General features: G+C 68.5%; 11 protein-coding genes. 4 read left to right on the forward strand and 7 right to left on the reverse strand.

The genetic code is table 11. The features are described 5' to 3' along the window. From Q0176_RS06925 to Q0176_RS06940, 4 genes are all read left to right on the forward strand, one after another. Window positions 1–1,249: 1-acyl-sn-glycerol-3-phosphate acyltransferase (locus Q0176_RS06925; protein WP_299300642.1), on the forward strand; the 1,249-nt coding region annotated here is incomplete at its 5' end. Beyond that, window positions 1,215–2,072 carry a phosphatase PAP2 family protein gene (locus Q0176_RS06930; RefSeq protein ID WP_299300645.1) on the forward strand — a complete coding sequence of 286 codons (858 nt, stop codon included), beginning with the start codon at window positions 1,215–1,217 and terminating at the stop codon, window positions 2,070–2,072. The genes Q0176_RS06925 and Q0176_RS06930, both read left to right, overlap by 35 nt. A 13-nt stretch (window positions 2,073–2,085) precedes the next feature. Further along, window positions 2,086–4,605, forward strand: coding sequence for a PEP/pyruvate-binding domain-containing protein (locus tag Q0176_RS06935; protein WP_299300648.1), 2,520 nt, complete (start codon window positions 2,086–2,088; stop codon window positions 4,603–4,605). A gap of 41 nt (window positions 4,606–4,646) precedes the next feature. Further along, the gene (locus Q0176_RS06940) at window positions 4,647–6,794 is read left to right on the forward strand and encodes an AMP-binding protein (protein WP_299300651.1); all 2,148 of its coding nucleotides are present in this window, start codon (window positions 4,647–4,649) and stop codon (window positions 6,792–6,794) included. Between the two features lie 119 nt (window positions 6,795–6,913). Here the strand turns inward: Q0176_RS06940 and Q0176_RS06945 are convergent, their stop codons facing one another. From Q0176_RS06945 to Q0176_RS06975, 7 genes are all read right to left on the reverse strand, one after another. Continuing rightward, window positions 6,914–7,615 (reverse strand): TIGR04282 family arsenosugar biosynthesis glycosyltransferase, encoded by a 702-nt coding sequence (locus Q0176_RS06945; RefSeq protein WP_299300654.1) that lies wholly within the window; start codon window positions 7,613–7,615, stop codon window positions 6,914–6,916. Beyond that, the gene (locus Q0176_RS06950) at window positions 7,612–8,337 is read right to left on the reverse strand and encodes a TIGR04283 family arsenosugar biosynthesis glycosyltransferase (RefSeq protein WP_299300657.1); all 726 of its coding nucleotides are present in this window, start codon (window positions 8,335–8,337) and stop codon (window positions 7,612–7,614) included. The genes Q0176_RS06945 and Q0176_RS06950 overlap by 4 nt, the downstream gene beginning before the upstream one ends. Before the next feature lie 28 nt (window positions 8,338–8,365). Beyond that, window positions 8,366–9,355 (reverse strand): arsenosugar biosynthesis radical SAM (seleno)protein ArsS, encoded by a 990-nt coding sequence (gene arsS / locus Q0176_RS06955; RefSeq protein ID WP_299300660.1) that lies wholly within the window; start codon window positions 9,353–9,355, stop codon window positions 8,366–8,368. Continuing rightward, complete coding sequence (locus Q0176_RS06960) at window positions 9,352–9,699, reverse strand: arsenosugar biosynthesis-associated peroxidase-like protein (protein ID WP_015556480.1); 348 nt, start codon at window positions 9,697–9,699, stop codon at window positions 9,352–9,354. Before Q0176_RS06960 ends, arsS begins: the two co-directional genes overlap by 4 nt. A gap of 71 nt (window positions 9,700–9,770) precedes the next feature. Next, the gene (locus Q0176_RS06965) at window positions 9,771–10,640 is read right to left on the reverse strand and encodes a (Fe-S)-binding protein (RefSeq protein WP_299300665.1); all 870 of its coding nucleotides are present in this window, start codon (window positions 10,638–10,640) and stop codon (window positions 9,771–9,773) included. Further along, window positions 10,637–11,026, reverse strand: coding sequence for a hypothetical protein (locus Q0176_RS06970; RefSeq protein WP_299300668.1), 390 nt, complete (start codon window positions 11,024–11,026; stop codon window positions 10,637–10,639). Before Q0176_RS06970 ends, Q0176_RS06965 begins: the two co-directional genes overlap by 4 nt. Before the next feature lie 11 nt (window positions 11,027–11,037). Continuing rightward, window positions 11,038–11,610: a YdjY domain-containing protein gene (locus Q0176_RS06975; RefSeq protein ID WP_299300671.1), complete on the reverse strand. Its 573-nt coding sequence runs from the start codon at window positions 11,608–11,610 to the stop codon at window positions 11,038–11,040. Window positions 11,611–11,637: the final 27 nt, after the last annotated feature.

An 11,637-nucleotide genomic window follows, 5' to 3' on the forward strand; every position in this document is an offset into this window, starting at 1 on the left:
TCGGCCAAACGTCATGGGGTATCTGCATCGGCTGATGATGCTTGCGGTGAGGGCGCTGCTCTTCAGGCGGATATACGGTCCGGCCTCCGTGGAGCGCGGGCCCGTCCTTTACGTTGGCTTTCACCGGGACGGGGCGGTGGATGGCTGGGTTTACAACATTGCGCTCCGGGGCCGGGCGGAGTTCCTCATCGCGGCCAACCTGGTGAAGAACCCCATCTCCCGTCTGTTCTTCTCCGGGATCGAGGTGACGCGCCCAGGTGACGGCGGGGCGGCCGCCTCGAATCGCAAGGGCCTGACCCGGGCCGTCTCGCGGCTTGCGGAGGGCGGGGACCTCTTCGTCTTCCCCGAGGGGACCAGCACCCTGGGGCCGGCGCACCTTCCGTTTCAGAAGGGCGCGGCGTTCATCGCGGCCATGGCGCTTCGAAGCCGCCCGGATCTGCGGGTCGTCCCCGTCACGGTCCGCTACGGTTCGCCGCAGCTCTGGGGCGGGGAGGCGGAGGTCCTGACCGGGCCGCCCCTGGACCTGGAGGACGCGGCGAAGGGTGGGGTCGACGGGATTCACGCGGCCATGACGGAGGCCCTCGAGGCGCTGGACCCCGACTTCGCGTCGGAGCGGCCGCAGGAGGAGGCGGAGGCGCTGTCCGCCCTGCTGCCCCTGCCTCCAGCCCGGGGGCTGAGCTGCGCCCGGCGCTTTCTTGCGGGGTTGGATGAGGGGCCCCGGTATCGCTGCGGCGGGTGCGGCGGCAAGGGGAGCCGCGATGCCCTCGTGTCCGGCGCGGAGCTCTGGCGGCAGTACCGGGAGGCGGCCCGGGGGTGCAGGACGTGGCGGGGCGCCGCGCTGTTCCCGAAGCGAGGCATTGTGCCCGAGGTGCTGACGTTTCTGGCGTCCGGCGCCTGTGTCGCGGCCGCTGCGGCGCTGAACGCACCCGCCGTCCTCGCCGGATGGTGGGCCGGGCGGCACATGCCGGATGGGCCCAACGTGGTCCTACTCTGGAAGGCCCTGGCCGGCCTGACCGTCCTCCTCGTCGCCGCGCCCCTGCTGTGGGGGGTATTGCTCCTCGCCGGGGCCCCCTGGGCCGTGGCGGCGCACGTCATCGTTACGCTTCTTGGCTGCAGGCTGCTGGACATCATGCGGAGGTCCGGGACGCGCCTGTGGAACTTCCGCTTCCGCCGGGATACGATGCCCCGGGTGAGGCCGCTCGAGGAGGCGCTGCATGATGCAGTTATGGCGCAGTACACGGATCCATGAACGGTTTTTCGGGGCCTTTATCCTGCTCACGCTCCTTCGTCTCCTGTGGGCCGTCGGCCCCTTCTCGCCCCACACGCTCGTCTACATGGGGTCCGCGGCGCTGATGGCGGGCGGCGTCCTCCTCACCCGGGGGCGCGAGACCTCCTGCAGGTGGCGCCTGCGCCTGGCGATCTACCCCATCCTGATGGACGCCCTTTTCCCCCACATGCGCTGGGTGTCCCCCCTCATCAACGAGGGCAGGAAGGACGCCCTCCTTTGGGAGCTGGACCGCCGGCTGTTCGGCGGCAGCCTCTCCGTCCGGCTGGAGCCCATGATTCAGCCGGTCCTCACGGAGTTCCTCAGCTTTTGCTACATGCTCTTCATGGTCTATCTGGCCGTCTGTATCCTGGACTATCTGTTTTCCGATCTTCCCCTGGCCCGGGCCTTCTACGCGGGGATGTTCTCCGTATACGGAATCGGCTACATCGGCTACACCCTGGTCCCGGCGCTGGGCCCCTACCTCGCCTTCGCCGGGGAGTTCTCCGTGCCCCTGGAGGGGTACTGGATGACGGACTTCCTGGCCGCCTGCTATCCCTATGGGACGAATGGCACGGACGTGTTCCCCAGCCTGCACTGCGCGGTGAGCGCCTACATGCTCTTCTCGGACTGGGCGTGGCGGCGGAAGCGGTTTTGGCTGTTCCTGATCCCCTGCGTCGGAATAGGGTTCTCCACGATCTACATGCGCTATCATTATGGGGCGGACGTCCTGGCGGGCTTCGTGCTGGCGGCGCTGGGACTGCTCATCGAGCGCCGCGAAGCCCGGGCGCTCCGTGCCGAACGGTAAGGGAGGTCCTTCCATGTCCTATGTCCTGAAGTTCAGCGACCCCGAGGCGGAGCTGCTTCCTCGAAGCGGGGGCAAGGGTTCCAGCCTCTCCAAACTTTTTCGCGCCGGTTTCCCGGTCCCGCCGGGTTTTATCGTCACGCCGCAGGGATACGCGGAGTTTTTCGCGTCGGTCCCCGGGGCCTGGGAGGCCGTGGAAGCCCTGCCCTTCGACAGTCCCGACAGGCTTGTGCCCGCCGCTGCGGCGCTGCGGGAGCGGATGAAGGGCGTCCTCCTGCCGGCGGGGCTGGCCGCCGAGGTGCGGGAGGCCCTGGCCGGCATGGAGCCCGGCGCGTACTCCGTGCGCTCCTCCTCCACGCTCGAGGACCTCGCGGGAGCTGCCTTTGCCGGGCAGCACGACACCTATCTGAACTGCGTCGGCGCGGAGGAGATCCTGGACAGGATACGCGCCTGCTTCTTCTCGCTCTGGCAGGATCGGGCCGTGGCGTACAGGCACTCGAGGGGCTTCGGGCAGCGCGAGGCCGCAATGGCCGTGGTCGTCCAGAGGATGGTGCGCTGCGACACGGCGGGCGTCGGCTTCTCCGTGGATCCCATAGCCGGGCGGGATGCGATGCTCATCAACGCGGATTGGGGGCTCGGGGAGTCCGTCGTCGTCGGCGAGAGCGAGGTGGACCAGTTCGTGGTGGACCGAAAATCCCGCCGCGTCGTCTCCTCCTTCATCGCGCACAAGCCCCGGAAGATCGTGTCCAGCGACTGCGGAACGGGCACGGAGACGGTGGAGGTTCCGGGGGAGGAGGCGGACCGGCCCTCCCTGGACGAGGGGCAGATCGCCGCGCTGGGGGACCTGATGCTGAAGGTCGAGTCCTTCTACAACTTCCCGCAGGATATCGAGTGGGGCTTCGAGGGGGAAGAGCTCTTTCTGCTTCAGTCCCGGCCCGTCACCAGCATTGCGCCCCTGTGGACGCGGGACGAGTCGGCGGAGCGCTACCCCAGTGCCATGACCCCCATGTCCTGGGACCTGATCGAGGAGGGGTTCCACCAGTCCCTGGACCACTCCTTCAAAATGATGGGCTTTCCGCCCCTAGAGGGCAAGTGGTTTGCCCTGTTCGACAACTACGTCTACGGCAACCAGAACGCCGTCCGGTTCTACCTGGGGCGCCTGCCCTTCATGCCCAGGAGCGCGGAGGAGCTGAGGGCGGGGATCGGGAGGTTCGTGGAGGAGCATCGCTGGGCGCTGTTTCTGCCCGCGGAATGGCGCTGCGGCCTCGACCGCTATCTCCTGCGCCTGGGCGCGCTGGGTGCGGAGCCCCTGGGCACGGACCCGGCGGAGCTGTGGGATTACGTCTCCCGCATCTGCGCGGCCGGCGGCGAGTACTTCCGCCCCAACATCGCCATCTCCATCACGCAGTCCATCCTTTACCGCTCCCTGCTGTGCTTTCTGAAGCTCTTCGCCCCGGAGGAGGCCATGGAGCTCTTCGACCGGATCACCGCCTGCTGCGAGACGAAGACCGGCCTGGTCAACCGGGACCTCCAGCGCCTGGCGGACCGGATCCGCGCGGACGGGGAGCTCCTGCACCTGGTGCGGGGGATGGATTCCCGGGAGCTCCTGGAGTCCGGAAAACTGGAGGCCTGGCCGGCCTTTGCGGAGGCCTTCCGGCGCTTTCTGGAGGACCACGGCCACCGGGAGGTGGAGTTTGACCCCTACATCCCGACCTGGTCGGGGGCGCCCTGGGTGGTGATGGACAACCTGCGGCTGATGGCCGCATCCCCGGAGGAGTGCGACGGCATGCAGGTCCGGGCGACGGCCTCCGAGGCGGAGGACCGTCTCTTCGCGCTGGTCCCGGAGGACCTGCACCTCCTCTTTCGCGAGATCATCCGGCTGGTGCGGCTCTACACGGAGCTGGACGACGAGGAGCACTATGAGACCACGCGGCTGCACCTGCTGATCCGCCGCAGCCTTTTCGCGCTGGGGCGTGCGCTGACCGCGCAGGGGGTGCTGGCGGACCCCGGGGATATCTTCTTTGCCCGAAGGGCCACGATGGACGCCTGCGTGTCGGGGGCGACCCCGTGGGACGGGCTGAAGCGGGAGGTCGGTGAGAACAAGGCGGCCTACGAGGCGAACCGGAAGCGCGCCCCCAGATGGACGCTGGGTCCGGATGGGGAGGAGCAGGGGCCCGGGGACGGGGCGGGGGAGCTGAACGGCCTTGCGGGCAGTCCGGGCATGGCGGAGGGGCCGGTTTTTATCGTCCGCTCATCGGACGACTTCGCGTCGTTCCCCCCGGGGGCGGTGCTGGTGGCCCGCACGACGAACCCGGCCTGGACGCCGCTCTTCCACGCGGCCTGCGCCTTGGTGACGGAGAGCGGCGGCCCCCTCTCCCACGGGGCTGTGACGGCGCGGGAGATGGGCATCCCGGCCGTCATGTCCGTGCGCGGGGTGCTCGGCGTTCTGAGGGACGGGGACAGGGTCCGCGTGGACGGGACCCGGGGGCAGGTCCTGCGGCTCTCCGAGGTCGAACCGTCCGGTGCCGAGGGTTGAGCGATGAGGACCCCGACGTCGGATGTCAAGGAGGTTGCCAGGTGAAAAAGCTCATATGCGCTGCAGGACGTCTTATCCTGAGGCTTTTGTTCCGCGTGGAGGTCCGCGGCATGGAGAACTACCGCGCGGCGGGGCCCCGGGCCGTCATCATGCCCAACCACGTCTCGCTGCTGGACCCGGCCCTGGCGGCGCTCTTCATCCCCGACGAGCCCGTGTTCGCCATCAACAGCCTTGTGGCCCGGTGGCGGTGGGTGCGGCCCTTTCTGGCCCTGTTCCGCACCTGGTCCGTGGACCCCACGAACCCCTTTGGCCTGAAGGGCCTCATCGAGGAGCTGAAGCGCGACCAGCATTGCGTCATCTTTCCCGAGGGGCGTATCACCACCACCGGCAGCCAGATGAGGGCCTTCGACGGTGCGGCCATGCTGGCCGACAAGACGGGAGCCGTGCTGCTGCCCCTGCGCATCGAGGGGGCCCAGCTCTCCCATGCGTCCTACCTGCGGGGCAGGTTCCCAGTGCGTTGGTTCCCGAAGATCACCCTGACCTTCCTGCCGCCCCGAAAGCTGGAGATCCCGCCGGAGGTGAAGGGGCGTCGGCGGCGCGCCATGGCCCAGACGTTCCTCCAGGACCTGCTTCGGGACGCGGCGTGGCAGGTGCGGGACAGCGGGCGGACGTTGTTCGGCGCCCTGCTGGACGCCCGGCGGCTCTATGGCCGTCGGCGGGTCATCGCAGCGGATATCGGCCGGAAGCCCGTGACCTACGACGGGATGGTGAGGGCGGCTCTGGCCCTGGGAGACCTGTTCGGCGGGCGCTTCAACCCCGGGGAGCGGGCGGGGCTCTTGATGCCCAGCAGCGTGCCCACGGCGGCCCTGGCCCTGGGGCTGTCCCGGCTGGGACACACGCCGGCCATGCTGAACTGCACCGTCGGCGCGCAGAACGCCCTGGCCTGCTGCCGGGCGGCGGAGATCCGGACGGTGATCGGCTCACGGCGTTTCGTGGAGGCGGGGAAGCTCGGCGCCCTGGTGGAGGCCATGGAATCCGCGGGGCTGAGGTTTCTGTGGCTGGAGGATGAGGCCCGGGCCCTGGGGTTGAGGGCGAAGCTGACGGCCTGGTTCCAGGCGCGCTTCACCACGCCGGAGACCGCCGGCGGGCCGGACGATGAGGCGGTGGTGCTCTTCACCTCCGGATCGGAGGGGACGCCCAAGGGCGTGGCCCTGAGCCACCGGAACATTGTCGCCAACCGGGACCAGCTCATGTCCTCCGTGGACTTCCGCCCCAGCGACGTGGTGCTGAACGCCATGCCCATGTTCCACGTGTTCGGCTTCGTGGTGGGCACCATCATGCCCCTGCTCAGCGGGATGTACACCTTCTACTTCCCCTCGCCCCTCAGCTACCGGGCCATCCCCCTGGTGGCCTACGACATCAACGCCACCGTCCTCTTCGGTACGGATACCTTCCTCTACGGCTATGCCCGCAGCGCCAGCCCCTACGACTTCTACAGCGTGCGCTACGTCTTCGAGGGGGCGGAGAAGCTGCGGGAGCGGACGTCCCGGATGTGGAGCGAGAAGTTCGGCATCCGCGTCCTGGAGGGGTATGGCACCACGGAGACCTCCGTCGTGTCGCTGAACACGGCCCTGCAGTGCAGCGCGGGTACGGTGGGCCGGGTGCTACCGGGGCTCGAGGCGCGGCTCGAACCCGTGGTCGGCCTGGAGGGCGTCGGGCGGCTCTTCCTGCGGGGGCCCAACGTGATGATGGGCTACCTCCGCTCGGAGCGGCCCGGTGTGCTGCAGCCGGTGGAGGACGGGTGGTACGACACGGGGGACATCGTCCGCCTGGACGAGCTGGGCTTTTTGAGCATCCGGGGGCGGGCCAAGCGCTTCGCCAAGATCGGCGGGGAGATGGTGTCCCTGACCGCGCTGGAGGAGGAGATGGAGCGCCTGTGGCCCGGTGTCCGCTGCGCCATGGCCGTCGTCCGGGACGAGCGGAAGGGCGAGCGGATCATCCTGGTGACGGAGAAGAAGGACGCGTCCCGGGAGGAGATGACGGCGCACCTGAAGGCCGCTGGCTACGCGGAGGTGGCCATCCCGAAGAAGCTCCTGCCGGTGGGGAAGCTGCCGCTGTTGGGCTCCGGCAAGACGGACTACCCGGCCCTGGACCGCCTCGCATCGGAGACGGCGGGGGCGGCGGAGTGAAGCGGAGCCCACCCGACGACGGTTGGTCGGTGGTGGGCGGCCCCGTCCGCGGGGAGCGGGGCGCGCCAGGTGAAACCGGAATCCGCAGGCAAAGTTTTCGACAGGCGCCGAATTGCGTTCTACACGGCCCCTCCTCCGATCAGCCCCTCCAGACAGGCCCGGGTCGCCGAGCCGTACGGGTGCCGTTCCTCCAAAAAGGCGTGCAGGTCGTCCGGGGTATCGAGGTCCCGGTACGGGTCCGTCTCCGCGCAGACGCAGCCCAGCTCTCGGGCCCGCTCCAGCGTGCCGAGCCGGACGCCGCCGCTGCCCCATGGGGCGGAGATGTCGAAGAGCTCCGGGATCGCCCTTTTCAGGCCGATGAGCCAGTAGCCTCCGTCGGGGGTCGGGCCCAGGACGACATCGGCCTCCGCCAGGAGGTCGAACGCCCTGCGGATGCTGTCGGGCCGCATGTGGGGGATGTCCGTCCCGACGATCGCCGCCCGTTCGTACCCCGCCTCGAAGGCGTCCCCGGCCGCGGCGAGCATCCGGTCCCCGAGGGTACGGCCCCGCTGTTCGCGGAGCCCGAGGGCGGCGGGGATCAGAGCGGAGTACGCCTCGGGCCGGCCGCTCCCCGTCCAGTAGAGGAAGAGGTCCGCCCGGTCCCGGAGCTCCAGGGCTGCGGCGAACGCATCGGCCCAGAAGCTCCGGTGCAGGGCCTCCCTCTGCCCTTCGTCCAGCAGGGGCGAGAGGCGCGTCTTGGTCTCCGAGCCGATCGGCAGCCGGGAGAATAGGATCAGAGCCTCGGTTTTTTCCCCTTTTTCAGTCCTCTTCGTCCCCGTCATGGGTTCGCATCGCGTCCTTTCTCCCCGCGGCGCCCCTCGTAGAGGGTCCGCAGCGTCTCGGTCGGCACCCCCAGGATGTAGAGCGCCTTGATCGTGTGGATCTTCATCAGCGTCCTCAGCCGGCCGTTCCGGATGAAGCGCCGGGCTGAGGTCCCCACCGGCGTCTCCAGCGCCCGGATCAGCCCTTTGCGGTGCAGCGGCCGCAGACGCCTCGCGAGCTCCCAGTCCTCCATCAGGGCGAGGGGCGCGAAGCCGCCGAGCGAGTCGAAGACGTCCCGCCGCAAAAACAGGGCCTGATCCCCGAAGATCAGGCCGAAGCGCCGTGCCCGCGTGTGGGACGTGCGCTCCACGAAGCGCATGAACCGGTCGTCCGCGTCGTAGAAATGGAGCCGGAAGAACCCGCCGACGCAGCCCTCCGAGAGGGCGAGCGCGATATCGGCGAGGCTCGACGGGGCGACTTGGGCGTCCCCGTGCACGAACCACAGCACGCCGCCCCGCGCGGCGCGGGCCCCCGCGTTCAGCTGAAGGGCCCGGCCCCTGCCGCAGCGAACGACGCGGACGCGGCCGGAGAAGGCCGACGCCTCGGCCGCCTCGGCCGTGCCGTCCATGCTGCCGCCGTCGGCGACGACGATCTCCTTCTCCCCGGGGAGGGCGGACAGGGACTCCAGCAGGCCCGTGATGCGCGCGCGTTCGTTCAGGGTGGGGACGACGATCGAGATCATGACGCGGCCGAAGCGCTCCGGGGCCGCGTCATGCCGTGGCCCCGCCGCAGCTGGATCCGCTCCCCGCCGTGCAGGCGTAGCAGTGGTTGCCCAGGCGGATATTCCGCCTGGCGGGGCGGTCCCCGCCCAGGTCGCCGATGCGGTCCGTCCCCTCCACGGTCCAGTCCAGGGCCTGATTGAAGTCGCAGTCGTAAAGGCGTCCGTCCCAGCCCACGGAGAGCTGGCTGCGGCACATCATCCCCTCCGCCGCGGCGGGGTTGAAGCTGTCGTGGAGGCGGCGCATGTAGCCCGTCATGTTGCCGCTGCGCACCAGGAAGGCGCCGAACCGTCCCACGGGATTGTTCGTGATCGTGAACAGCCGGTTGAACACGATCCCGTGCTCTGCGCCGAGCTTGAGCTTGTATTCCCGTTCCATGCCCGCCTGGGGCGGAGGGAGGAACGCCCCGCCAGGGTTGTAGACCATGTTCAGGGACAGCCGGTCGTCCTTCCCGTACCCCAGATCGTTCAGCCTGCGGAGCATGGAGACGGCGCTCCGGAAGGTCCCGGCCCCCCTCTGGCGGTCGCAGTCCCGCTCCGAGTAGTAGGGCAGCGAGCAGACGATCTCGACGCCGCGCTCGGCCATGAACTCCGGCAGATCGTCGTATCCCCTCTCGTGCAGGATCACCAGGTTCGTCCGCACGATGACGTGGACGCCCGCCGCCGTGCCCCGGTCGACCAGGAGCCGGAAATCGGGGTTCATCTCGGGGGCGCCGCCCGTGATGTCCAACGTGCGAAAATTCCAGGCGTCAAGGACCCTCAGGCAATGCTCCATCGTATCGCGGGACATGACCTCCGTCCGGTTCGGCCCGGCCTCGACGTGACAGTGCTTGCAGGCCAGGTTGCAGAGCCGCCCGACGTTGACCTGGAGGACGTCGAGCCGATCGAGGGTCTGACCGACCCGCGGGTCGGTCAGCTTGCCGCGGAAGGGAGGAACGCAGGCCAGAGGATCGTCCCGGCCCGCGTTCGGAGCGAGGGTCACAGCTCGAGCCTCCCGACGATATTCTTCATCTGGAGCCCGTGCACCAGGCTGGCGCCGCCCCGGATGGCGCAGGCCACATGGACGGCCTCCGTCATCTGCGCCTCGTTGACGCCGTTCTCCAGGCAGCTCTTCGTATAGGCGTCGATGCAGTAGGGGCACTGCACGGTATGGGCCACGGCCAGGGCGATCAGCGCCTTTTCGCGCTTCGTCAGCTCGCCCTCCTCGAACACGGCCCCGTAGTACGCCGAGAACTTCTCCCAGAGCGGGGACGCGCACTGCCCCATCTCCGCGAAACGGTTCAGGTCGTCGGCGTCGTAATAGGCGTTCGTCTTCTCCGTCGTCATCTTTGCGGAACCTCCTCGTGTCGTGATCGTGCGTTAAAAATTCAGAGGCAAAATCGAGTCGGGAAACGGGCTCACCGGTGAGGAGGCTTCCCTAAAAGCTGCCTCGTCCTCCAGCGGTTGAGCCAGCTCCGAAGCGACCGGTCCGGCGGGGGCGTGGGGCGGCCCGTCCAGTCTCCGCCGAAGACCAGGTCCAGGAGGTGCAGGCTCTCCCGCCCCCCCGTCCGCATGGCCGAGCGGCACGACGCGCAATAGGAGACAATCGTCCCGCACGGCGACTCCGCCGCGCGTTTTTTCATGGCCTCGTATCCCAGCCCGACGTCGCCCGCCGCGATCATCGGGGCGCAGCCGCAGCAGCGCGCCCGGTCCCGGGCATATTCCATCTCGCGGACCGTGGCCCCCAGCTCCCCGAGGACGGTGCGCACGCCGTCGTAGATCTCCGGGACGCCCCGGGTGACGCAGGAATCCTGGATCGAGACCTCGAGGCCGTGTGCGCCGCCATGGCTTCCCTCGGGGAGCCCCATCTCCGCCAGAATCGTCCAGAACGAGCGCACCCTCCGGCCCTCGTCGAAGTGCCGGAGGATGGAGTAACAGTTCTGGCAGGCTACGATCACCTCCTCCGCCCCCATAAGGTCGAGGTCGCGCTGCACCGTGTCGAACCGCCTCCGGAACTCCCCGGTCATGGCCATGAGCTTCAGCGGCTTCCCACAGCACTTGAGAAGTGCGCCGACGCCCTCCATGCGTTCGCGCAGGTACTGCCATGCCGCCAGGACGTGTCCCGGGGCGTAGGCCGACAGGCTGCACCCCGGGAAGAAGACGCGTTTCGCCCGCCCCTTTTTCGTGCCGACGGTACCGTCCGCCCCGACGGCGCGGCAGAAGAGGGGCGAGAAGGCCAGGCGCTGGTGAAAGCGCATGGTACGATGAAACGGGCGGGAGCTCGTCATCGGGTGCGTCGCGGTGCGAGGGCGATCAGCAACCATCCAAGGATGGTCGCGGCCCCGAGCGCCAGGTCGATCGTATCGAGCGGCAGACGATGCTGCATCAGCCCCTCGCGGACGATGGAGGCGGGCACGGAAAGGATGCGTTCTGTTCCCAGCAGGAGCCAGCAGAGCACGGGGACGGCGATCAGGCTGAACGTCGCCCCCGCGAGGGACCCGAACACACGGCGCAAAGGTCGGGTCCACGCCATGAGCAGGAAGAGAAGGGCCCAGAGCGCGAAGAAGGCCACCCCGAGGTTGACCCGCATCTCCAGCCAGAGGCTTTGAAAGAGCAGAACACAGAGGGCCATGCTCCACAGGAAGGCGTTGTACAGAGCCGCGAAACGGGGCATGGGGAGGTTTCCTAGGGGACCCTTCGAAAGATGACGGAGACGCGGGTCCCGTCCGGAGGCAGCACCTTGTCGTTGCCGAAGAACCGGACCTCGTCGCCCTGCGTCGTCCCGGAGGGGTAGGAGGCGTTGCTGGTGATGCCGACGGCACAGCTATCGAGGCACAGGATGCAGCCGGTGTGGAATGTCCTGGCGTTGTCCAGGTTGCCCCCGAACCGGATGTCCATGGGGCGCATGTCCTCCGGCTTCCCGGTTCGGATCGCATCGGCGAAGGGGATCTCCCTGTCGGATCCCTCCCAGGTCAGGAACACATCGAGCTTGTCGCCCTCTACCGCCTTCCCGTCCTTACTGGCCTTGGCCTGCATGTCCTGCATCGTCATGTTCTCCCCCGCCTTGGCCCCGATGTCCAAGAGCGCCTGATGGAAGGCTGCCTCGTTGGCGAGTCCGCGCAGGACCGACTTCTCCCCGTTGGAGCCGCCGGCGAAGACCACGCCGTGGCGGGTCGGGTTGGTGAAATATTTGCCGTTGACCTCGTAAATGTACCGGGCACTGTAATTCCACCACCCAATATCGGTATTGGTACTCATTTGTCAGAAGACAGAGACCCCTATTTG

The sequence above is a fragment of the uncultured Fretibacterium sp. genome (genome assembly GCF_938040765.1).
Classification (GTDB): Bacteria; Synergistota; Synergistia; order Synergistales; family Aminobacteriaceae; genus CAJPSE01.